Raw genomic sequence first — 26,517 nt, 5'->3', positions numbered from 1 at the left:
TTAATTATTCAATTCTATTTCTTTTTTTCAATTCAACTTTTTACTTTTGCAGTATGGCAAAACAAGATGATTTATTTAAAAATGTAGTTTCGCATGCAAAAGAATACGGATATATTTTTCCGTCAAGCGAAATATACGATGGTTTAAGTGCAGTTTACGACTATGCACAAAATGGTGTTGAACTAAAGAAAAACATACGTGAATATTGGTGGAAATCTATGGTTCAAATGCACGAAAATATCGTAGGACTTGATTCTTCAATATTTATGCATCCAACAACATGGAAAGCTTCTGGTCACGTTGATGCATTTTCCGATCCTTTAATCGATAATAAAGATTCTAAAAAAAGATATCGTGCTGATGTTTTAATAGAAGATTATGCAGAAAAATTAAACATTAAAGCACAAAAAGAAATAGAAAAAGCAAGAGTTCGTTTTGGAGAAGCTTTTAATGAGGAAGAATTTATTACTACAAACGGGAGAGTTGTAGAATATTTAGCAAAGAAAAATGAAATTTTACAACGAATGGCTCGTTCTCTTGAAAAAGAAGATTTAGCTGATGTAAAAGCCTTAATAGAAGAATTAGGTATTGCTTGTCCTGATTCTGGTTCTAAAAACTGGACAGAAGTTCGTCAGTTTAATTTAATGTTTGCAACAAAATTGGGTGCTTCTGCAGATACTGCAATGGATTTATATTTACGTCCTGAAACTGCTCAAGGAATTTTTGTAAACTTCTTAAATGTGCAAAAAACAGGTAGAATGAAAATTCCTTTTGGTATTGCGCAAACCGGAAAAGCATTTAGGAACGAAATTGTGGCAAGACAATTTATTTTTAGAATGCGTGAGTTTGAACAAATGGAAATGCAATTTTTTGTAAAACCAGGTGAAGAAATGAAATATTACGAGTTTTGGAAAGAAACACGTTTAAAATGGCATTTATCTTTAGGTTTAGGAAAAGAAAATTACCGTTTTCATGACCACGAAAAATTAGCACACTATGCAAATGCAGCTGCTGATATTGAATTCAATTTCCCATTCGGATTTAAAGAACTTGAAGGAATTCATTCAAGAACTGACTTTGATTTAAAAGCACACGAACAATTTTCAGGTAAAAAACTACAATTTTTTGATAATGAAACAAACACAAGTTATGTTCCTTATGTAGTAGAAACTTCTGTAGGTTTAGATAGAATGTTTTTGTCGGTTTTCTCAAAAGCATTACAAGAAGAAACTTTAGAAGATGGTTCTACAAGAACGGTTCTTCGTTTGCCTTCAGTTTTAGCGCCTACAAAAGCAGCAATTCTTCCTTTAGTAAAGAAAGACGGTTTGCCAGAAGTTGCTAGAGAAATTATTGATGAGTTAAAGTGGGATTTCAATGTAGCTTATGATGAAAAAGATGCAGTAGGTCGTCGTTATAGAAGACAAGACGCGCTTGGAACACCATTTTGTATTACAGTAGATCATCAAACATTAGAAGATAAAACGGTTACAATTCGTCATAGAGATTCTATGAAACAAGATAGAGTTGCCATTTCTGACTTAAGAAACATTATTAACGATGAAGTTTCAATGAAAAATTGGTTAATGAAAATGTAATTTCAAGAAACCAAATAAGTATAAAAAAATCCCGAAGTTCAATTGAATTTCGGGATTTTTGTTTTTATAAAATTTAAAAGTCTATTCTTCATCTTTCATAGCATTCCAGCCACGCGCTTTCAATGCAATTTTAGTATTCGCTCTTGTAATTAAATGCATGCCTTCTTTTTCTTCAGTCATATGACCTATTACTGTAAAATTAGGATTTGCTTTAATTTTGTCATAATCGTCCATTTTTATGGTAAAAAGCAATTCATAATCTTCTCCGCCACTTAAAGCAATAGTTGTAATGTCGATATTAAACTCTTCGCAAACATCTATTAATTGTGGGTCAACCGGAATTTTATCTTCATATAAATTACAACCTACATTACTTTGTTTGCAAATATGCATAATTTCAGATGAAAGTCCATCCGAAACATCAATCATAGAAGTGGGTTGTAAATCTAAGCCGGCAAATATTTCTTTAATATCTTTTCTTGCTTCTGGTTTAAGTTGACGTTCAATTAAATACGTATACGCATCTAAATCGGGTTGGTTGTTTGGGTTTACCTGAAAAACTTGCTTTTCGCGTTCTAAAACCTGTAATCCCATATAAGCCGCACCAACATCGCCAGTTACAACCAATAAATCAGTTGCTTTTGCGCCATTTCTGTAGGTGATTTCATTTAAATTAGCTTCACCAATTGCTGTTATACTGATGATTAACCCTTTTTGAGAAGAAGTAGTATCGCCGCCAATAACGTCAACATTATAAATTTGACTCGCAAGTGTAATTCCTGCAAATAACTCTTCCAAAGCTTCCAGTGGAAATCGATTTGAAACTGCAATAGAAACCGTAATTTGAGTTGCTTTTGCGTTCATTGCATAAATATCAGATAAATTTGCAACAACTGCTTTATAACCCAAATGTTTTAAAGGCATGTAACTTAAGTCAAAATGAACACCTTCAACTAATAAATCAGTAGAAACAACCACTTTTTTATCTTTAAAATCTAAAACAGCAGCATCGTCACCAATACTTTTAAGTGTAGATTCTTGATTAATTTTAAAATGCTTGGTTAAGTGTTCTATAAGTCCAAATTCACCTAAATCAGATAAACTTGTTCTGTCGTTGTTTTTATTTTCTAACATTAAATTTTTTTTGCAAAGATAGTTTTTTAAGTTGTCATTGTCAATTCGAGCTAAGTTGAGAATGATTTTAATTTCAATAACAATCCCTAAATCCCCAAGTCATAAAACATCTAATTCCCTTAACTTCTCATAAATCAAATTCGTTTCAAAACCTCTTCTTAAAAAGTAATCTATAAACTTCTTGTTTTTCTTAGAGCCTTTTTTCTCTTTTATGGTTTCCCAATGTTTCTCAGCTAAAGAATTAAACTTTTCCAAATAACTTTCGTTATCAATTTCTTTTAGGCCAATATCTATAAGTCTTGACGAAATATTTCTAAATTTTAGCTCATTCTTAATCCTATTTCTTCCCCAGTTTTTATAATTGTGCTTTCCTCGGGCAAAACTTTGAGCAAAACGCTCTTCATTAACATAATTATTTTCAATAAGATGAATCAAAATCTCTTCTTTGGCAGCGGGTATTAAAAAAAAAGAATTTAATTTTTCGTCAATCTCTTTAAAACACCTTTCTTGGTAAACGCAATAATACTCTAGCTTTTGCTTGATTTCCTGAAGGTTATACGTTTTGTTTTTTGCGTTTTCCAATTTCTTAACCATTTAATAATGAGCAAAATATTTTATATGTAAAAAATATTATTTTACCTTTGTAGGCTGTCCAAATTTAAAAAAACTAAGTCGGTACAGCAATTTTAAAACTTAAAAAAATGAAATTAAAATTACTTTTATTTACTTTTTTATTTAGTGCTCTTTCTTGGGGGCAAGCTACACTTCCTTTGAATAGAACTATTTGGAATTCAACTCCTACTGGTTGGACGGATACTCCTTTGGATTCTTATACATCGACTTTTGCCTGCTCAGGGAGTAATGGTGCAAAGTTTGATACAACTGGAGACAGTAAGGTTGTAAATTTCAATTCTAATCCAGGGCAATTAACATTTGTAGTAAAATCAAACTCTGCAACTACCTCTACTTTATTAGTTGAGGAGTCTGTCGACGGGATTAGTTATTCAACAGTTGTTAGTTTAAGCGGTTCATCAGATCTTCCAACTACTTGTACGACAAAAGGACCTTATGTTTTAAATGCAGTGTCAAGATTTGTTCGTTGGACCTTTACTAGAGGTTCTTCAAATATGACAATGGATGATGTGGATATTACTGCAGGAGCTGTTTCTGGTCCAGAGATAAATATACAAGGAAATGCAGTTTCAATAGTTTCGGGAGATGTAACGCCATCTTTAATAGATCATACTGATTTTGGTTCAACTCCAACAACTGGTGGAACAATAGTACGAACATTTACAATACAAAATACAGGTACTACAGTTTTAAACGTTGGTGCTATTTCATTTAGTGGCGCAAATGCTGCCGATTTCTCTGTAACTAGTGCACCTTCTACTACTATTGCGGCTAGTGGCTCTACAACTTTTCAAGTAACATTTAATCCTTCGGCTGACGGTTTAAGAAATGCTGTGATAAGTATTGTAAATAATGATTCTGATGAAAGCCCATATACTTTTACTATTCAAGGTAATGGAATCAGTGCTCCGGTAATTACAAGTAGTTTGACGGCTTCAGGTAATCAAGGTTCTGCTTTTACTTATACTATTACTGCTACAAATTCACCTACAAGTTATACGGCTACTGGTTTACCAGCAGGGTTAACTATAGATGCTTCTACAGGAGTTATTTCTGGAACACCAACAGTGTCTGGAACATATAACGTTACGATTACTGCGACAAACGCCGCAGGAACAGATAGTCAAACTTTAGTAATTACATTAGGAACAGGGCCGTGTTTAAGTCAATCAAGTTTTACAACTACTCCTGCGGGATGGGTTGAAACAAGTATTACATATTCAGGTGGGGAGGCAAATTTTGCTTCCTTTACTGGCGAGTTAACGACTTTAGCTATTTCAAATCCAGCTTCTTTAACTTTTGACCTAAGAAGGACTTCAAATAGTTCTGCTAAAGATTTTATAATTGAAGTTTCAACTACTACTCAAGGTGGAGTATATACACCAGTAACAACTTATAATATAGGAAATACTACTTCAGGAGGAACAACAGCTTGTACTGTTGATTTATCTGCATATACTTCTTTTTCAAATGTTTATATTAGATTTAGAAAAGCATCATCAACAACATCACCATGGTATTTGCAAAATGTAAATGTTTTTTGTGGTTTGCCACCAGATGTAGAAATAGATGTAGAAGGTAATAGTGTTTCTATTGTTGATGGCGATACAACACCATCTACAACTGATGATACTGATTTTGGAACAACTGTACTTGGTAATGATGTGTCGCATACATTTACAATAACAAACTCAGGGACTGATGATTTAGATATTTCTAGTATTACGATTACAGGTGTAGATGCCGCTGATTTTTATGTGTCTATAAACCCTGCTCCAACTGTTGCAGGTAGTGGTTCTACTACTTTTGAAATCACTTTTAGTCCATCGGCTTTAGGAATTAGTAATGCAACAGTATCTATTGATAATAACGATGCTGATGAAAATCCTTATACATTTGACATATTAGGAGAGGCAATAACATGTACACCAACTACTTCGGTAAGTTCAATTGCACCTACTTCAGGTCCAGTTGGTACAATGGTAACTATTAATGGTAGTGGTTTTGCTACAGCGACTACTGTAAACTTTGGAGGTTCTTCTGCTACATTTACTGTTGTTTCAGGATCAGTTATTGAAGCTATTGTTCCTACAGGTGCCACTACAGGTAATATTACTATTCAAGATGCTGGAGGTTGTGATTTGTCATATTCTTCTTTTACGGTTATTAAAGAAGATAATTCTTCTTGTGAAGGAGTTGCTGTGACCACAGATTTAATCATTTATGATATTCATGATGAGAAAACTGGATCTGGAGGTTTCATAACGATTTATAATGGAACTGCTTCGGCGGTAGATTTAACTCAATATAGTATTTGGAGAACAAGTAACTATGGTGATGGTAATGAAATTGATTACGCTGCTACATCAGGTACAATTGCACCTGGTGCTTTAGGAATTTTAAAGGTTTCTACTGGTAGTTGTGGGCCAGCCTCAACAAATGGAACAATCGACAATGGTTTTAATCAAGATGACGGTATTCAATTAAGAAATGCTGCAGGAACAGTTATTGTAGATGATGTACATACATATTCTCCATCTGCTGGATATTATATGGTAAGAAATACTGGTGCGTTAAGTGCAAGAACAACATATGTAGCTGCAGACTGGAGTATTACACCTTTAGCAGCTGGCGAATGCTATCCTAGCGCAGGATTAGTTCTTCCTGCAGGTAATGGAAATAGTCCTACAGTAACTCTTAACCCTATAGACGCAAATGCTAGTTGTACTTCTAATTCGGCTGTATTAAATGTTGCAGGTTCTGAAGGAGTGGCAGGAGGTCTTGGTTTGGCATATCAGTGGTATGTGAATGTGCCCGGAAATGCTGGTTGGACAGCAGTTACTAATGGAGGTGTTTATAGTGGAGCAACTTCAGCAACATTAAATATTTCCTCAACAAGCGGGTTAAATAATTATCAATATTATTGTCAAATCAGAGAAGATTCGGCAACTTGTTATACTGCAACTGAAGCGGCAATTGTTAAAGATGGTACTACTATTTGGAATGGAACAACATGGTCAAATGGAGTTCCTACTTCTACTATGTATGCAGTAATTAATGGAAATTACGATACAACTACAAATGGAAACATTGAATGTTGCAGTTTATTAGTGAATTCAACATTTACTTTAGAGATTCAAGATGGCACTTATGTTGAAATTCAATATGATTTAACTGTTGATGGAACTTTAACTGTTTTAAACAATGGTTCTTTAGTACAAGTTGATGATGCAGGAGTGAATACAGGAAATATTTCTTATCAAAGAAGTACAACTGGTGTAGCTTTAGATTATGTATATTGGTCTTCACCAGTAAATGGAGTTAATACTCCTACAGGATATATATACAGATGGTCACCAACATTTGCAAATCCTAATGGAGGTCAAGGATATTGGGTTGGAGCTGCAAATACTGCAATGCAATCAGGTATAGGGTATATTATGCGTGATGTTTTTTCTAGAAATTTTGTAGGAGTTCCAAGAAATGGAGTATATACACCAGCAATTTCTAGAGGAAGTAATTTAGGTTCAGGAACAGCTGGTCCAAATGGAATTATGAGAACGGACACTGATGATAATTGGAACTTACTAGGAAATCCTTATCCATCTGCAATAAGCATTAATTCGTTTTTAACAACAAATACAAATATTGATGGATTTGTTAGATTATGGACACATGGAACGTCTCCAAGTACTGGAATTTCTGATCCTTTTTATGATAATTTTGTTTCAAACTATACGGCTGGTGATTATGTTGCAATAAATGGAGCAGGTGCTACAAGTGGTCCTGGAACATTAAGTGTTATAGGTGGTGGTCAAGGTTTCTTTGTATTAATGGATGCTGGTGCAGCTACTTCAGAAACAGTTACTTTTAATAACTCAATGAGAAATAAAGGGTATTCTAATAGTCAGTTTTATAGATCTGGTAATGCGTCTCAGGTAGATGCAAATAAGAGCCGTATATGGTTGGATTTATTAACACCAAATAATGAAACTACAAGAACCCTTGTTGCTTATGTAGACGATGCCACTAATCTTAAGGATAGAATGTATGATGCGCTAACGGATTATAAAAGTGCTCAAAACTTTTATACTTTAATTGGAGCTGATGTGTTTACAATTCAAGGTAGAGCTACTTTTATTGATACAGATAAAGTTCCGGTAGGTTTTAAAACATCTACTCAAGGAACGCACATAATTTCAATCGCAACAGTTGATGGACTTTTTGAAGAGGGTCAAAACATTTATTTAGAAGATAAAGAGTTAAATGTTATTCACGATTTAAGACAAGCTCCTTATAGTTTTTATGCTTTATCAGGTGTTTATAACGAAAGATTTGTTTTAAGGTATACAGATGGTAGATTAAGTACTGAAGATAATCAGTTAAGCGAAAATGATTTATTTGTGATTTCTGATGATAATATTCAAATTGTTTCAAATAACTTGAAAATTAAAAATATTGAAATTTTTGATGTGCTTGGAAGGTTGTTGGTTTCTAAAACAAATGTTGATTCGAATACTTTGATCGTTGATGAAATTGTAAAATCAAATAATGTATTAATTATTAATATAATTTTAGAGAATAATACTAAATTAAGTAAGAAAATTATGTTTTAAATATTTTTTCCATAATAAATTAACTAAAAAGCAATTCTAAAAAGAGTTGCTTTTTTGCTTTTTTTGGTTATATTTGTTCACTGATTATTAACCAAATCTATTTAAAATGCATAAAAACTACCTACTAGTTTGTGCTATTTTGTTGTCTTTTATGACGTCAATTTATGCCCAAAACAATCAATTGTCTAATAAAATTGCAACAAAGCAATTTGGTAGATCAATTGCTCCAACTCAAGAGTTAACTCCAAGTGGTCATGTAAGATGTTATTCCACAGAATATGAAGCATCACTAAAAAATAAATTCCCTGATAGAGCAACAACAACAGAATTTGAAACTTGGTTGGCGCCTAAAATTGCTCAAATTAAAGCAGATAGAGCTGCAGGAAGAAATATTCAAGCAGTCTATAATATACCAGTTGTAATACACATTATTCATAACGGTGATGCAATAGGTACCGGAGAAAATATTACAGATGCTCAGGCAATCTCACAAATCAATGTAATGAACCAGGATTACAGAAGAATGTCTGGGACACGTGGAGGTGCTAATTCAACAGGAGTTGCTGTTGATACGCAAATTAATTTTTGTTTGGCGCAAACAGACCCAAATGGAAATCCAACAAATGGTATTAATAGAGTTAATTTAAATACAGTCTCTTTTGATAATGCAGCAGTTGAAAGTGCAAAGGCTTCAACCATCTGGAATCCAGATAATTATTTAAATATGTGGACATTTAGATTCTCAGGTGATTTAGCTGGAGTGCTTGGATACGCACAATTCCCAAGTAATTCTGGCTTAGGAGGATTGGCTACCAATGGCGGTGCTGCTAACACAGATGGGGTAGTGGCCTCTTTTGACGCTATGGGTACTATTGATGAAAATGATGGGACATTTATTTTAAATAGCTCTTATAACTTAGGAAGAACAATGACCCATGAAGTTGGACATTGGTTAGGTTTAAGGCATATTTGGGGAGATGGCGGTTGTACTGTCGATGATTTTTGTGCCGACACACCTTTGGCTGCTTCTGCAAATTATGATTGTAACTATGTTGATTCTTGTACAGCTGCTGGAGCGGATCAATATCAAAACTATATGGATTATTCATATGATTATTGTATGGATACATTCACGGCTGATCAGAAAACGCGTATTCAAGCGGTAATGCAAAATTCACCAAGAAGAAACACTTTAAATGCTTCTACAGCTTGTCAAGCGCCTGCTCCTTACATACAATTTGGTAATCCAACAGGTAGTATAAATGAAAACACAAACTGTAATTTTACAGACTATACGTTCCCAGTTACTATTTTAAAAGCAGCTACAGCAAATGCAATTGTAACTTTTAATGTTACAGGAGGTACTGCAACACAAAATGTAGATTATGCAATTGTAAACCCTACGGTTACTTTTCCAACTGGCTCAACAACTGCCCAAAATCTAACAGTAAGAGTATTTCATGACGGTATAGTAGAACCGAACGAGACTATTATTGTAGATTTAACATTGAATGCTAGTGGCGGTAATGCTTTACTTAATTCTGGTTCTAAAACAATTACGATAACTATAGTAGATAATGACTTTGCTCCAATCCCAACACAAGTTGTATCAGTATTAACTGAAGACTTTGAAGATTTAACAGGTTGGTTGATTTTAGATGGAGATACTGATGGAAATAATTGGGGATCAGTCGGTGGAAGCGCAATTGATGGACTTGGAACAGCCCCAAATACTTTATCTGGAAGAGCAGCTTATTCTGAAAAAAGATTAAATTATCTTAGCACTGGTAATGGGAACACAACACCTAATAACTATTTAATTAGCCCTCAATTTACAATTCCAGCTGGCGCAAGTGCTGTTAGTTTATCTTATATAATTGGAGGTTATGATAATGGCGCTCAAACTAGAAATGCAGGTGACTTTAGTGTTTATTTTACTACTAGTATAGCATCTGAAGCTACAATATTAGCAGGTACATTAGTGCAAACTAATTTGGTAGTTAACGAAGGTACTACTCAGTTAAGAACAAACAATTTGTTAGCTTTAGCTGGACAAACTGGTTATTTAGTATTTAGACACAATAATACCTCTAACACAAATGTTGGTTTATTACTTTTAGATACGGTAAATTTAAATGCTACAGTTGCTACTAATGTGCAAACTGCAGTTAATACACCAACTTTATATCAAGCATTAATACCAACATCAGGAACTGTGTATGCAAAAGATAGTTCTTCAGGATATATTATGACAGGTATTATCAATGCAGGTACTTTTAACTATGGATGTACATCAGTTTCTGTAAATAGAAGTAATGCTTCTGCAGGAGCAGCAACTTCAACTTTTATTGATTCTAATACTGCAAACAAAATTTTATCTAAAACCTTCAATATAACTTCTGCTAATGATACTCCAACAGGGTCTTATACAGTGAAACTTTATTTCACAGAAGCTGAAGTCGCTGCTTGGGAATCTGCAACAGGTAAAACTAGAAGTCAGTTAAATATCATTAAAGTTCAAAATAATAATATTAGTGTCGTTAATTCATCAAATTACACTTCATATGTTATTGAAGAAAAGCCAGTAACAATTACTTCTTTTGGAACAAATGTAGTTTTTGAAGCTAGTTTTACAACTCGAATATCTGGAGGATATGCTGTAGGTCCAAAAACAGGTATTAATTGTGGCGACATTTCATCTACTTGGAATGGTTCTTCATGGTCAAATGGAACACCTAGTAAAGTAACAGCAGTTACTTTTGCAGGAAATTTTAGTTCTTCATCAGATATTGAAGCGTGTTCTGTAGTGGTTAATACTGGAGTTAATGTAACTTTTAATTCAGGAAACACATTAATTGTAAATGGAGCAGTTACTGTTAATGGAACAGGTTTGTTGTCTATTGAAAACAATGCTGGTTTACGTCAGATTGATGATAGTGCTGTAAATTCTGGAAACATTATTGTAAAAAGAACTGCTACGCCAACTATTCGTTTAGATTATACCGCTTGGTCTTCTCCAGTTACTGGGCAACAATTACAAGCATTTTCACCAAACACAGTATCAACACGTTTTTATCAATACTTATATACAGGTACAACAACGCCAACAGCTTATCAATCTGTTACTGCAACAACTAATTTCTTAGCTGGTAAAGGATATATGATTCGTGCTGCGGATAATGCATCGTCTACTGTTGCTTCAGCTTATAACGGACAGTTTACTGGTGTTCCAAATAATGGAATTATAAACCAAAATATGGGTCAAGGTTTTAATTTGTTAGGTAATCCTTATGCATCGCCAATAAGTGCTAACTCATTTTTAACGGCAAATTCAAGTGTTGGAACCTTGTACTTCTGGACCAATACAACTGCAGCTAGTGGAGGTGTTTATCCTCAAAATAACTTTGCTGCCTATACTTCTGGTACAGGAGGTGTTGCTGCTTTTGCAAGTGGAAAGGTTCCAAATGGAACCATTCAAACAGGTCAAGGTTTTTATTTAAGAAAAACAACTGCAGGTACAACCAATGCTATATTTAATAATGCCCAAAGAGTCAATGCCTCAGTAAGCACACAATTTTACAGAAATGCAGAAACAACTTCTGTAGAAACAGAGAAACATAGAATTTGGTTAAACCTTAACGATAATTCAAATGCTTATAATCAAATTTTAGTAGGTTATGTAGAAGGAGCAACTAATGGTGCTGAAAATAATTTTGATGGTTTATCTTTAGAAAGTAGTTCATCATCTATATATAGCATTATTAATGATGATAAATACGTTATTCAGGGTAAGACCTTACCTTTTACCGATGAAGATATTGTCCCTTTAGGCCTTAATGCTATAACTGCAGGATTATACAACATCTCTTTAGAAACAATTGACGGATTATTTACAACCCAAGATGTTTTTTTGAAAGATAAATACACAAACATAACTCACAACATCAAACAATCAGCATATCAGTTCTCAACTCAAGACGGAATATTTGATGATAGATTTGAATTGGTATATAGAGCAGGTGTTTTATCAAATGATGACTTTACAAACGATAATGATGTTTTAGTGTATACTCAAAACAATCAAATTGAAGTGAATTCATTAAAAGAAAATATTGCAACAGTAAGAGTGTTTGATGTATTAGGTAGAAATATATTTACTGCTGAAAATGTAGGAGAAAAAGAATTATCTATCAGTTCTATAAACACAAATAAACAAGCTTTATTTATAAAGGTAACGCTCACAACAGGAGAAGTGATTACTAAAAAGGTAATTTTCTAAAAATTTATATAGTAAATAAAAAGCCCTTAAGTTTTTCTTAAGGGTTTTTTTGTTAAAAAAATACATTTTAAATGTATAAAAAGTGAAATTTTATAAAAACTCATAAACTTATATAGGGAATGTTTATATTTGAAAACCAAATCTATATTTTATGAAAAAAATATTACTAAAAATTAGTACATTTATAGTTCTAATTGCATTAGCAAGTTTTGCTTATTTTTCCTTTAGTTTACAGAAGAAAGAAGAGATTATTACTTCACCTAAATCAAACGATTATAAAAAAACTAGCCCTGTTTCAAATGTTGAGGAGGGAGATGTAGTTTTAAATAACAAAGTAAGTGAAGTTGCAATTATTTCAAGTAAAAAGAATTTACCTACAAAAGAAAGTAAAATTGTAACTAATGATTCAATTGAACAACTAAGAGCTAAATATTCAAACTATTTAAGAAACCATCCTTTTGCCAAGACTAAGACTTTGCCAAAAAGCGAAAGAAAAGCAATAGGTTTACCACCTAATGCTTTTTATGAGCAAGAATGGTTGTATACATCAAATCCTGTTTTAGGAAGACCTACTCCAGAGCTTGTGCGTATACTTCAAACGGAATTAGAAGAACAAGAAAGACTAAATAGGGTTCCTGGTGACGGATTAGATAATCAATGGGTTGAAAGAGGTCCAAATAATGTTGGTGGACGAACAAGAGCATTAATGTTTGCTCCTGGAAGTACCACTAAAGTATTTGCTGGTGGTGTCAGCGGAGGATTGTGGATTAATAATGATATAACATCTTCTGCTTCCGTATGGCAACAAACACAAGGTGTTCCATCAAATATTGCTGTATCGTGTATAACTGTTGATCCGAATAATTCTAATATTATGTATATTGGAACAGGAGAAGTTTATACTTGGGGGGCGGTTAATGGTAATGGTGTTTACAAATCGATTGATGGAGGTTTAAATTGGACCAATATTTTTGGTGCTGCTACAAGCTCAAACGTTAGAGATAACATTACTTATATTCAGGATATCATCGCATGGAATAATCCAAATACAAATCAAACAGAGGTTTTCTTCGGTTCAGACGCAATGGCATATTATGATTCTGTTTCTGGAAATCCAGCTTGGGCTTGGTTGGGCTTGAATACTATTGGCTTATATAGAAGTACAGATGGTATTAATTTTACACGATTAGAAAACACTTCATTAAAAGATTCAAGTAGCAGAAATTATGCTCCAAATACTTTTGATATTGGTGCAGACGGTAAATTATGGATGGGTACCAAAAGAAGTTATACTTATCCTATTACTGGAGGGATGATATTTTCTACTACAAACGGAACCACTTGGAACTTAATTCGTGATTTTGGTACAAATGGTAGAGTTGAAGTGGCTTGTTCAAAGACAAATGCTAATAAAATATACGTTTTACTGCAAAATTATGCAACAGGTTATGCTGAAATAAAAAGAACTACTGATGGTTTTGTGTCTAGTAATATAACAATAACACCTCCTGTAAGTACAGGTAATCAGCCACCTGCAGCTAATGATTTTTGTCGCGGTCAAGCTTTTTATGATTTAATGATAGGGGTAAACCCAACAAATGATGCTGAAATATATGTAGGTGGTATAGAGGTTTTTAAATCTACAAATAGTGGAGGTGCTTGGACACAGTTAAGTGATTGGACTGTTGATCCGGGATCAACAAATGGAAGTTTAGACGGTATGCACTCAGATCAACATTGTATGGCATTTGCTTCAGGTCTAGAATCGAGAGTTGTTTTTGGTAATGATGGAGGTGTTTATTATTCTAATAATTCTGGAGTAACTTTAATTGATAGAAACAATGGTTATAATGTTACTCAGTTTTATAAGGGAGCTATAAGTCAATCAGGGACAGAAAAATTATTAGCTGGAGCTCAAGATAATGGATCTCAGTTAATTGTTAATACGCCAGGAATAGGCTCTTCAACAGAAGTTTTTGGAGGTGATGGTTGTTGGGAGTTTATAGACAAGCAAAATGAGTTTATGGTAACTTCATACGTATATAATTCATATCACTTTGTTCAATACGCAACAAATACTGCAACTACATATATTGCAAACAACACTACAGATGGTGATTTTGTTAATCAATGTGGATTAGATAGTAACGCAAATATTTTATACGCTAACGGTACTAATGGTACAACCTATAGAATTTATAGATATACAATTAACCCTGCAGGGAGTGGTTCAACAACTACAGCTACATTAACGAATTCTTTATTAAATGATATTCCAACTTATTTTGAAGCTTCTCCATATACAAATAACAGAATGTTAGTTGGATTAGCTAATGGAAGGCTGTTGCAGTTGAACAATGCAAATACAACACCAACCTGGACTTCAATTGGTGACGGCTCATGGGTAGGAGCTATTTCAGATATTAGATATGGTGCTTCAAATAATGAAATTTTTGTAACCTTCCATAATTATGGAACAACAAACATTTGGTACACTTCAAATGGAGGGGCTTCTTGGCAAAATAAGGAAGGAGATTTACCTGATTTGCCTGTAAAATGTATTTTACAGAATCCAAATGCAACTAATGAAGTTATAATAGGTACTGAATTAGGTGTTTGGTATACCACTAATTTTAATTCGGCTTCACCAAATTGGAGACGTTCTAATAATGGAATGAAAGATGTAAAAGTACTTTCTTTTGATTACAGGTCTTCAGATAATACAATTTTAGCAGCTACTTATGGTAGAGGATTGTTTACTGGAGATTTCTGGGTTTGTGGTAGTACAACTACAACTTGGAATGGATCTACATGGAGCGCTGGAACACCAACCAAAAGAGTTGCGGCAATTTTTAACGGCAATTATAGTTCAATAGGAGATTTGGAAGCATGTTCGGTAACAGTTAATGGAACTGCACAAGTAATATTTAATACGGGCCACACTTTGAAAGTGGGTGAAGGAGTAACTGTCGCAAGTGGAGCTTTGCTTTCAATTGAAAATAATGCTGCATTAGTTCAATACTCTAGTACAGCAGTAAATAGTGGTAATATAACGGTTAAAAGAAATTCTGAAGCAATGATTCGTCAGGATTATACGGCTTGGTCTTCTCCAGTTTCAGGGCAACAATTACAATCGTTTTCACCAAATACATTATCAAATAGATTTTACCAATATTTATATACGGGTACAACTACACCTACAGCCTATCAATCAGTTACTGCGACTTCTAATTTTACAGTTGGTAAAGGATATATGATTCGTTCGGCAGATAATTCATCATCAACTGTTCCTGCTGTTCATAATGGCGTTTTTACTGGAGTTCCAACCAACGGGAAATTATCTTCTCCAATTGGAATAGGATATAACCTTTTAGGAAACCCTTATCCATCTCCAATTGATGCAAATAGAATTCTAATTACAAATCCAGGATTGAATACTTTGTATTTTTGGACTCATAGAGTAGCAGCGAGTGGTGGTTCTTATCCGGTTAATAATTATGCTTCCTATACTATTTTGGGAGGAGCCGCATCTCAAGGCGGTTCAATAATTCCAAACGGAACTATTCAAACAGGCCAAGGATTCTATATTCAAGCTAGAACGGCTGATAATGTTATTTTTGAAAATGAATTCAGAAGAGATGCGTCAACAAGTACTCAATTCTTTAGAAGCAGTTCAGCTTCTGTAGAAGCAGAAAAACATAGAATTTGGTTAAACTTAAAAGGGACTGATTTAGATTATAACCAAATATTAGTGGGTTATATGAACGGAGCTTCTTCAGGAATTGATCAAATGATTGATGGGGAAGTTTTAGATAAATCTAAGACTATGATTTATAATTTAATCTCAGATAATGAATATGTAATCCAAGGAAGAGCGCTTCCGTTTTCAGATGAGGATGTAGTTCCTTTAGGTTTAAAAGTTATAGAAGCTGGTTCTTATGAAATATCTTTAGAAAATCTTGACGGATTATTTGTTACTCAAGATGTCTTTATCAAAGATAATTTATCGGGAACATTACATGATATTAAAGAAGGAAATTACTCATTCAATTCTCAAGCAGGAACGTTTAATGATAGATTTGAATTGGTATATAAAAATATTGCTCTAAATAACGATAGTTTTGAGAATAATAGTTTTGTAAACACTTTTTCTTCAAACGGAATTTTAAATGTTGTCTCTTCTAAGAACAATCTTAAAACTGTTGAGGTTTATGACATTTTAGGGAAAGTAATTTATTCTAATAAAAATGTAAATGCGTTAGAACATGTAATTTCTTCAATTACTACATCTAATCAGACATTAATTATCAAAATTACTTTAGATAATGGCAAACAAGTTGATAAAAAAGTAATTTTTTAATTCAATTTGTTTTAATAAAAAAGCCCAATCACATGATTGGGCTTTTTTATTGCTTAAAAAATTAAAACATTTTTGTAATTTTGGAATAAATCATTAAATAACACATGGAAAATATTAAACAATACGTTCAGGAGAACAAACAACGATTTATAGATGAGTTAATAGAATTATTAAAAATTCCTTCTGTGAGTGCTGATAGTGCTTTTTCACATGATGTAATAATGACAGCGGAAGCAGTAAAAGCTAGTTTGGAAAAAGCAGGTTGTGATTTTGTTGAATTATGTGAAACTCCTGGATATCCAATTGTTTATGGAGAAAAAATAATTGATAAAAGTCTGCCAACAGTTTTAGTCTACGGACATTATGATGTACAACCAGCCGACCCAGTTGAACTTTGGACTTCTCCACCTTTTGAACCTGTTATAAAAACAACCGATATTCATCCGGATGGGGCTATTTTTGCCCGTGGAGCGTGTGATGATAAAGGTCAAATGTATATGCACGTGAAAGCTTTTGAATACATGATTACTACAAATACTTTGCCTTGTAATGTAAAATTCATGATTGAAGGTGAAGAAGAAGTAGGGTCTAAAAGTTTAGGTTGGTTTGTAGAACGCAATCAAGAGAAATTAGCAAACGATGTTATTTTGATTTCTGATACTGGAATGATTTCAAATTCACAACCATCAATCACAACAGGTTTACGTGGTTTAAGTTATGTAGAAGTAGAAGTTACGGGTCCAAATAGAGATTTGCATTCAGGTTTATACGGTGGAGCAGTAGCAAACCCAATTAATATTTTAACCAAAATGATTGCTTCATTACATGATGAAAATAATCATATAACAATACCTGGTTTTTATGATAATGTTGAAGAATTATCATTAGAAGAAAGAGCTGAAATGGCTAAAGCACCATTTTCATTAGAAAAATATAAACAATCTATCGATATTGGAGATGTTTATGGTGAAAAAGGGTACACTACAAATGAACGCAATTCTATTCGTCCAACATTAGATGTAAATGGAATTTGGGGTGGTTATACTGGTGAAGGAGCAAAAACTGTTATTGCGAGTAAAGCATTTGCTAAAATTTCAATGCGTTTAGTTCCAAATCAAGATTGGGAAGAAATTACAGAATTGTTTAAAAAACATTTTGAAAGTATAGCGCCAGCCTCTGTAAAAGTTGTAGTAAAACCACATCATGGAGGTCAAGGGTATGTTACGCCAATTGATAGTGTTGGTTATAGAGCAGCTAACAAAGCATATACAGAAACGTTTGGTGTTCCTGCAATTCCAGTTCGTTCTGGCGGAAGTATTCCTATTGTGGCTTTATTTGAAAAGGAATTAAAGAGTAAAACAATATTAATGGGCTTTGGGTTAGATAGTGATGCAATACATTCTCCAAACGAACATTTTGGAGTGTTCAATTACTTAAAAGGAATTGAAACTATTCCGTTATTTTATAAGTATTTTACAGAAATGAATAAGTAATAAAAAACGCCTTGAAATTCAAGGCGTTTTTTTATTCTGTTTATTATAATTTTCCTGATGCTTTCAGGTTTTTTTCAATTTTATGCCCAGGTCTAGACCATTTTGGTTTTTCACCTAACGATTGAAACTCAGAGTTTTCTGCTTCAACTGTTTGGGGTTGTACTTTCTTTGTAAAAGGTTTTTGCGGATTTAACCCTAATAATTCAAACATTTTCATGTCTTCATTTACATCAGGGTTTGGAGTAGTCAATAATTTGTCTCCAGCAAAAATAGAATTGGCACCTGCAAAGAAGCACATTGCTTGACCTTCTCTACTCATTTGAGTTCTTCCGGCAGATAAACGTACTTGTGTTTCGGGCATTACAATTCTTGTTGTAGCAACCATTCTTACCATTTCCCATATAGAAACTGGTTTTTGATCTTCAAGTGGAGTTCCTTCAACCGCAACAAGAGCATTAATAGGAGTAGATTCTGGTTGAGGATTTAATGTTGATAAAGCAACTAACATTCCTGCTCTGTCTTCGATGTTTTCTCCCATTCCAATAATTCCACCACTACAAACCGTTACATTCGTTTTACGAACGTTATCGATTGTGTCTAATCTATCTTGATAACCTCTTGTGGAAATTACTTCTTTATAATATTCTTCAGATGAATCTAAATTATGATTGTATGCATATAAACCCGCTTCGGCTAAACGTTGTGCTTGATTTTCGGTAATCATACCTAAAGTACAGCAAACTTCCATGTCAAGTTTATTAATGGTACGAACCATTTCTAAAACATCATCAAATTCTTTTCCGTCTTTTACATTTCTCCATGCAGCTCCCATGCAAACGCGTGAACTACCAGCTTCTCTAGCTCGTAATGCTTGTGCTTTTACTTGAGAAACCGACATTAAATCATTTCCTTCAACATTAGTGTGGTAACGTGCAGCTTGCGGGCAATAACCACAATCTTCAGAACAACCACCTGTTTTAATAGATAATAAAGTTGATACTTGAACAACATTTGGGTCATGATGTTCTCTGTGAATTGATGCTGATTCATATAATAAATCCATTAAGGGTTTGTTATAAATAGCAATTATTTCTTCTTTTGTCCAATTATGTCTAGGTGAAATCATACTTTTTTGTTTATGTTCCAAAAGTAACAAATAACTTTAGAAGAATAAAAAAATCAATTGTTAATTAGCCATTTGTTATGAAAAAAATAATCCCATTTGGCTTTTGCAAAATCAGTTTTTGGATCAATTAAAGTTTTTAAAGGTTTTCTGTTTATAGAGTTTTTACAATCTATAAATATGGAAATGTCTTTATTGGCGTACTCTTTTTTAATTTTTTGACAATATTGCCAAATAAAATCGGGTTTTGTAGCAAGTTGTCTTGCTTGTTTGCTAGATAGATTTTTGTGATAATCGTAAACAGTTGTGGTATTTGTTTTGTTATCTTTAATTTTAATTACAATATAGCCCGACCGTTCTCTAAGCATCATGCGCCAACTTAGTCTATGACCTTCTTCTGTCCAAAAAACATCTCCTTCAATAAAATGATGTCTTAGGGGGAGTGCTATTTGTATAATAATATAAGGTATAAATAGATATTTAAAAACTTTCGAAGTAGAAAAGTCTAATTTTTCATGATTAGAAATAGGTTTGTCTTTTAAAAATATTTTCCTAATGGTTTCTGGTTCATAGAAAAATAAAATAAAAGTTAAAGCAAAAAAAGGAAATATCCCTATTTGTAAAACAATAGCATTGAAAGTATGAAATATAACAGAGCAAATTAAGGCTATTGTTCGTGTTTTTTTAAAAAGGAAAAGAGGTACAATTAATAAGTCAAATACTATTCCTGTATAGGCAATGAACATGTAAAACCATTTTTGCGAAAATAATTCTAAGAAAAAAGGTCTGGTTGTAGTTCCTTGTAATAAGTTTCTTGTAAAAGTTCCGTCAAGCCAATCAGGATATATTTTAGCAATTGAAGCGTAGAAATATACAATTAGTATTTGAATGATAAACAATAAAGAAACCCACTTAGGCATTGTTTGTTTGTCCTCTATAAAACCAAATTTTACATCCAATGATTTATATTTATTTGCAGGTAAAAAAATCATACAAAAACTAATCAATAGTAAAAGATAATAATGATTATTGTAGGATGATTTTTGCATAAAATATACGCCAGCCCATAAAAATGTATAGGTAATTATTGAATAGGTATATTTTAGGCCTAACATTATGAAAATTCCCAAAATTCCCATGAGTACAAAATAACCATACATTAAATTGTTTGGTAGAGGTTGTAGCCATTCTAAACCAATAAATGAAAATGTAAATTGAGGCTCAATAAGTACTTTTTTAACCCAACCAGTCATTATTGCTCCAAAACTTTCGCATGCAATTAGAAACCCAAAAAACATTCTAAAAACGATTAAAGGAGAATTGTCTATTGATTTAAAAAAGAAGTTCTTCATAAATTGTTTTTTATAAATATTCTAGAAGTTAATTCGTCTTTTTGGAGTTGGACTTTTAATTCATCAAGTGAATTGTATTTTTTCTCATCTCTAATTCTTGAGTGTATTTGAACAGTAATGTCTTGGTTATAAATATCGGCATTGAAATCAAAAAAGTGAACTTCAATTTTCTGTTCTAAGCCATCAACAGTTGGATTTGTTCCAATGTTCATCATTCCAAAATAGGTTGTGTTATTAATTTCACTAGAAACAATGTAAACTCCATTTTTCGGAATTAATTTATAATCTTCAGATATTTCAATGTTTGCCGTAGGAAAATCAATAGTTCTTCCAATTTGTTTTCCATGTACAACTTTTCCAGACATAAAATAGTTATACCCTAAATAATTGTTAGCTGTTGTAATGTTCCCTTCTAAAAGGGCAGTTCTTATTTTAGTTGAACTTATTGCAATATCATCAATTTCTTTGGCCGATATTTCTTGAACTTCAAAACCATATTCTATTCCATATTCTATTAAATCATCAATATTAGCAGTTCTATTTCTGCCAAATCTATGATCATGACCTATAATAATAATGCCAACATTTAATTTTTCAATCAAAACATCTTTAACAAATTCTTCTGCGCTTAATCTTGAGAACTCTAAATCAAAAGGATGTATAATCAAGTTATCTATTCCAATTTCAGATAAAAGATTTTCTTTTTCCTTAATAGTGTTTAGAAGTTTAATTGATGAATCTTGTTGCAAAACCATTCTTGGGTGAGGAAAAAAAGTAAGAACAGTACTTTTATAGTCATTTATTTGAGCCAATTCAATTACTTTTTTAAGTACAAATTCATGACCAATATGAACACCATCAAATGTTCCAATGGTAACAACGGTTTTGTTAGTTGGTGTTTTAAAACTATTTAAATTGCTGAATGAATTCAATTTTTTTTACAAATTTACAAAATTGGATATAAAAAAGAGGACTAATTTAAAATTAGCCCTCTTAAAGTGTTTAATTCTTTAATTAAGAATTAGTTCTTAATAAATCTTAAAGTTTTTGAAGCTCCTTCAACATTTAATTTTATAAAATATACTCCATTTGAAAAGTTAGAAGTATTTATGCTGAAAACAGATGATGAGCTTTCAGAACTTTTAACAACTTGTCCTAAGTAGTTAAATATTTCATACGAAACATTTGAGCCTAACTGAGAAGGAATAGAAACATTTAAAATATCTTCCGTTGGGTTTGGGTAAACTGAAATCGAATCTAAATTAAATCCACCATTGCTTAACGAAGCATTAGTAAAAGTAGTAGTTTCTGTAGATGTAAAGTCTCCACCAGAAACAACAGTAGTTGATCCTGAATTTGTTGTTATAGAATAGCTACCAGTACCATAAGCACAACAAATTCCATCTCCTGCAGTGTCATTAATTGTAAAAGTATAACAATCTGGTGCTAAATTCCAATTTTGATTTTCTACAGTAGTTCCTCCTCCAGTACCAGAACCTGTGTAAGGTCCACCGCTATATAAAATTGTACCAGCAGAATTTTTTAAATCCCAAGTTGTTTCTGTTCCCCAATTATCTTTGATAAGTGTGAAATTAAAAGCAGTATAAGGATAATCAGTAGGTGGTGTTGTTGCAGGGAAATTAAAAGCTTTACTTGCTGTGTTGTTTCCTGCTCTTTGGTCAGCTCCGCCATTTGCGTTAGCTATAGATACGTTTAAAGTCCCAGTTGATTGAGTGGTTGTAAAAGTAACTATTTCATATTTATTTGGAGCTAAATTTCCAGTCCAGTTTACAGGTGTGCTAGCTCCTCCATTTACATTGTAATTTATAGTAGCAGATGTTAGGTTTGAAGTACCTCTATTGTAAAGCAATACTTTGTGTGTATTTCCTCCACAAGGATTTGGTGTTGCGGTACAATAGTTTTCAATTTTTACTTCAGCATCATTAGCAAATAATGGAATAGCTATATCTTTTGTAGAAGTTCTTAATCCATTTCTTCTAGGATATGTGGCCGTCATAAATGAATAAATTCTCGTTTTTTGGTTTGCTGTAAAAACATTCATACAAGAATCGTCAGTATAATCCATATAGTTTTCTATCATATCTGCACCACCTCCCGCACAACTATCTGTTCCTGTAGGGCAATCATAGTTTGCTGTTGCAACAGCGGGTGTGTCAGCACAGCTATCGCCGGCTCCAGAACAGCCTCCTTGAAATGTGTGGTAAAGCCCTAAATAGTGACCAACCTCATGCGTCATAGTTCTTCCTTTGTCATATTGAGTTCCAGCTCCATAGTTTCCTCCAGGATAAATTGTTCTAGATCCAAAAAAAGTATGTCCTGAAACAACCCCATCAGTATTAGCGGTTGCCGTTCCTGTAGCAGGAAATTGAGCATAGCCTAAAAGCCCTGAGCCATCCCATTTTACACTCCACATATTCATGTATAATAAAGGATTCCAAATTGTTTGAGGTTTTATAGCTTCAACATTAGCAATTGTAGCATTAGAATCAGCTCCAGCATAAGAAGCTGTACATAAATTTACTCTATTAATACCATTAGTAGGGTTCCCATTAGGGTCAGCTTTCGCCATTACAAATTGTATTTGTATGTCAGCACCAACAGGATTAGTATTAAATCCAGGTGTTCCTGCCATTCTTCTGAAATCTTGATTCATTACAGTGATTTGTGATAATACTTGTTCGTCTGTAATATTTTCATCAACTCCATAAGCGTCTCCATTGTGAATTACGTGAACTACTACTGGTATATAAATAATACCTCCAGTTTCAGATCTTTGATTTTTGTAATTTTCAATTATTGGAGCAATTTGTGCTTCAAGCTGATCATGGTTTAATCTGCTTGGGTCTTTTGCTTGTAAAAATGTTTCATATTCATCTGTTACACATCTAACAAAGCCTGAAGGTGAAATTCTATCTGCGGATATTTCCTTTCCGAATTTTTTAGTCTGCTTGCTTACTTGTTGTGCTTGAACTAAAAACAAGCTAAACAAAAATGCAAATGATAAAGTAATTTTTTTCATATTTATTTGAATTAAAACTTAGTTAATGCACGAAATTACACAAAACTCATTGAAATTCAAAAAAAACACTAAAATAATTTGTAATTGTAAATAAAAAATTATAATTGTGTTAACCAAAAAAATATACAAAAATGAAAAAAACATTACTATTATCTGTTTTTTCATTGTTAGTGTTTAACTTAGGTTTTTCACAAACAGAAAAGGCATGGAAAGAAGAAACGTCTCAAAACATTAAGAAAAATATAAATGTTGAAAGAGAGACGTTCCCACAAGAATATAAATTAATGCAGTTAAATGTTTCAATTATGAAACAGACTCTTGCCTCAGCGTCTGATCGTTTTTCAAGAAATACTAAGGGAGTAATTATTTCGTTGCCAAATGCAGAAGGAGTTTTAGAGCGTTTTGAAGTTTTTGAAGCTTCAAATTTTGATGCAGATTTGCAAGCACAATTTCCTGAAATTCGTTCTTTTGCGGGTAATGGAATTGATGACAAATTTGCTCGTTTAAGAATGAGTATTGATCCAAAAGGGATAACTACAATGGTTCATAGAGCTGATAAGGGTTCAGAATATATGGAGCCTTATTCTCAAGACGGGAGTATTCATGTCGTTTATAAAGGATCAAGAGTAAAAGGGAAACTGCCTTTTACTTGTTCAACTGTTGATGAAGTTTTGGTTAATGATTTAACGGAAAAAGCAAATTCAATTTCTCGTTCAAGTACAGGACAATTATTGAACTTCAGATTGGCCATGTCTGTAACTCCAGAGTATACTTCATATCATCATACAGCACTAGGATTGGCTACGCCAAAAACAAGTGCTTTATCTGCTATAAACACAACAATGACACGTGTAAATGGTGTTTTTGAAACAGATTTCGCAATTCATATGAATTTAATTAACAATATGACTATTATTTATGATGGTTCTGTAGCAGATCCATATGGAGCTACTGATGCTAATTATAATTCAGAATTACAAGCAACTTTAACTTCTGTTGTTGGTGATTCAAATTATGACGTAGGTCACTTAATGGGTAATGTTGGTAATAATGGAAATGCTGGTTGTATAGGTTGTGTTTGTGTAAATGGAAGTAAAGGAAGTGGTTATACAACAAGTACAGTGCCTGTTGGTGATGCTTTTGACATTGACTTCGTAGCACATGAATTAGGACATCAATTTGGAGCAAACCACACGTTTACTCATAGCACAGAAAATAACGCTGTTAATTATGAAGTTGGTTCAGGAGTAACAGTAATGGGTTATGCTGGGATTACTTCATTTGATACTCATTCAAATTCTATAGATGTATTTCATGCGGGTAGTATCGCTCAAGTACAAGCAAATATGGCATCTAAAACATGTCCTACAACGGTAGCGATTACACATTCTGCGCCAGTTGTAAATGCTGGAGGTAACTGGACAATTCCAATAAGTACTCCATTTGTTTTGACAGGTTCTGCTACAGATGCTGGTGGTGCTGGTGGATTAACATATACATGGGAGCAATATGATGAGGCTACAATTGGGGCTATAAATGGAGCTGTAAGTGCGGCAAGCCCAACTAAGACAGCGGGCCCAAACTGGCAAAATTATATAGACTCATCAAGCCCAGTAAGATACTTTCCAAATATGACTTCAATCTTAGCAGGTAATACAACAACTGCTGGTGTAGATATAACTGCTGAGGCATTAAGTTCAGTTGCAAGAACATTAAATTTTAGATTAACAGCTAGAGATAATGTTGCGGGTCAAGGACAAACTAATTTTGCTAATAGTACTATTACGGTCGCAAGTAAGACTGCTCTTACGGTTACTATGGCGGCTAATACTGTTTATCCAGTAGGTTCTGCTCAAACGGTTGTTTGGACTGGAGCTACAGGAACAAGTGGACATAGCACGATTGCTGGAGGTACAAATGTAGATATTTCTTTTTCTGCAGATAATGGTGCTACATGGACAGTATTATTGGCAGGGACTCCTAATGACGGTAGTCAATCAGTTACTTTGCCTTCAGGTGTACAGGGAGCTTATTGTAGATTTATGGTAAAAGCAAGTGCAAATATTTTCTTTAATATTTCTCAACCTTTTGCTGTTGGTGATTATACGTATCAATCACAAAATGTTTGTAAAGATTATGTTTTTAATTTGAACTCAGTAATTGCGGAGAGTTCAGATACTAGTTATTCTGGAATTGCGCTACCTATTACTGATTCATATACAATAACTGATATAAAAACTTATTCTAATATAACGCATTCAAATATAGGACAAGTAAATGTGTTGTTCTGGTTTCCTTGGTCTACAGCTTTGAATACAGGTATTTGGTACAATCAAACATCTTGTACAAACGCAAATATGGATAAATGGTTTGATTTGGCAGGTACTGCTGCGAATTGTACAACAGTTGGTGGAAGCCCATTTTTACCATTTTCATCTACTAATTTCAATGGAGCAATTGGACAGAATAGTGCCGGTACTTGGATTGTTTATTTTAAAGATGTTGTTGTTGATGGTTCTGGGGGTATTTTTAATACATTTACTATTCAATTATGTAGGTCACAATTAGTGCCTGTTTTAGCTTCTGAAAGCTTTGGTATTGAAGGATTTTCATTATATCCAAACCCAAATAACGGTACTTTTAATATTCAATTTAACTCGACTTCTTCAAGTGAAATAAAAGTTAATGTTCATGATTTAAGAGGAAGACAGATTTATAATAAATCATTTCAAAATAATGGATTATTCAATGAATCATTGCAATTAAATAATGTTCAGTCTGGAATTTATCTTGTAACTGTTCAAGACGGAGCTAGAAAAGAAGTAAAGAAAATTATTGTAGAATAAGTCATAGTTTTATATATTTTAAAAGAGCTGCAATTTTGCAGCTCTT

12 protein-coding genes are annotated in these 26,517 nt (G+C 33.1%); 6 read left to right on the top strand and 6 right to left on the bottom strand.

Annotated features, from left to right (window positions below):
• The first annotated feature begins 53 nt into the window (after positions 1-53).
• Complete coding sequence (locus OLM55_RS02695) at positions 54-1,595, top strand: glycine--tRNA ligase (protein ID WP_264559880.1); 1,542 nt, start codon at positions 54-56, stop codon at positions 1,593-1,595.
• Positions 1,596-1,676: 81 nt separating this feature from the next.
• On the opposite strand, the gene thiL is transcribed toward OLM55_RS02695, so the two are convergent.
• Together thiL and OLM55_RS02685 are read right to left on the bottom strand one after the other, a co-directional pair.
• Positions 1,677-2,729 carry a thiamine-phosphate kinase gene (gene thiL / locus OLM55_RS02690; RefSeq protein WP_264559879.1) on the bottom strand — a complete coding sequence of 351 codons (1,053 nt, stop codon included), beginning with the start codon at positions 2,727-2,729 and terminating at the stop codon, positions 1,677-1,679.
• Between the two features lie 99 nt (positions 2,730-2,828).
• The gene (locus OLM55_RS02685; RefSeq protein ID WP_264559878.1) at positions 2,829-3,311 is read right to left on the bottom strand and encodes a regulatory protein RecX; all 483 of its coding nucleotides are present in this window, start codon (positions 3,309-3,311) and stop codon (positions 2,829-2,831) included.
• Positions 3,312-3,430: 119 nt separating this feature from the next.
• Here OLM55_RS02685 and OLM55_RS02680 point away from each other — a divergent pair, with 119 nt between their 5' ends.
• The 4 genes from OLM55_RS02680 (at position 3,431) to OLM55_RS02665 (ending at position 18,110) form a co-directional block, all read left to right on the top strand.
• Complete coding sequence (locus OLM55_RS02680; RefSeq protein WP_264559877.1) at positions 3,431-7,978, top strand: choice-of-anchor D domain-containing protein; 4,548 nt, start codon at positions 3,431-3,433, stop codon at positions 7,976-7,978.
• Positions 7,979-8,084: 106 nt separating this feature from the next.
• Complete coding sequence (locus OLM55_RS02675; protein ID WP_264559876.1) at positions 8,085-12,257, top strand: T9SS sorting signal type C domain-containing protein; 4,173 nt, start codon at positions 8,085-8,087, stop codon at positions 12,255-12,257.
• A 151-nt stretch (positions 12,258-12,408) separates the two neighbouring features.
• A complete protein-coding gene (locus OLM55_RS02670; RefSeq protein ID WP_264559875.1) occupies positions 12,409-16,617 on the top strand; it encodes a T9SS sorting signal type C domain-containing protein in 4,209 nt (1,402 codons plus the stop codon).
• Between the two features lie 104 nt (positions 16,618-16,721).
• Complete coding sequence (locus OLM55_RS02665; RefSeq protein ID WP_264559874.1) at positions 16,722-18,110, top strand: dipeptidase; 1,389 nt, start codon at positions 16,722-16,724, stop codon at positions 18,108-18,110.
• Positions 18,111-18,153: 43 nt separating this feature from the next.
• Here OLM55_RS02665 and bioB read toward each other — a convergent pair whose 3' ends face one another.
• The 4 genes from bioB to OLM55_RS02645 form a co-directional block, all read right to left on the bottom strand.
• On the bottom strand, positions 18,154-19,236 hold the full coding sequence (gene bioB / locus OLM55_RS02660; protein ID WP_264559873.1) for a biotin synthase BioB: 1,083 nt from the start codon (positions 19,234-19,236) through the stop codon (positions 18,154-18,156).
• Positions 19,237-19,289: 53 nt separating this feature from the next.
• Entirely contained in the window at positions 19,290-20,585 is a 1,296-nt protein-coding gene (locus OLM55_RS02655; protein ID WP_264559872.1) for an HTTM domain-containing protein, read from the bottom strand.
• Entirely contained in the window at positions 20,582-21,517 is a 936-nt protein-coding gene (locus OLM55_RS02650) for a bifunctional riboflavin kinase/FAD synthetase (protein WP_264559871.1), read from the bottom strand. Before OLM55_RS02650 ends, OLM55_RS02655 begins: the two co-directional genes overlap by 4 nt.
• 89 nt (positions 21,518-21,606) lie before the next feature.
• Positions 21,607-23,625 (bottom strand): M43 family zinc metalloprotease, encoded by a 2,019-nt coding sequence (locus OLM55_RS02645; protein WP_264559870.1) that lies wholly within the window; start codon positions 23,623-23,625, stop codon positions 21,607-21,609.
• Between the two features lie 131 nt (positions 23,626-23,756).
• On the opposite strand from OLM55_RS02645, the gene OLM55_RS02640 reads away from it, so the two are divergent.
• Positions 23,757-26,471, top strand: a complete 2,715-nt coding sequence (locus OLM55_RS02640; RefSeq protein WP_264559869.1) for a zinc-dependent metalloprotease — start codon at positions 23,757-23,759, stop codon at positions 26,469-26,471.
• Positions 26,472-26,517 lie beyond the last annotated feature (46 nt).

Origin of the sequence: Flavobacterium sp. N2270 (genome assembly GCF_025947225.1) — a bacterium.
Taxonomy (GTDB): domain Bacteria; phylum Bacteroidota; class Bacteroidia; order Flavobacteriales; family Flavobacteriaceae; genus Flavobacterium.
Note: the sequence above shows the minus strand (reverse complement) of the source record. Positions and strands in the feature narration are given on the sequence as shown.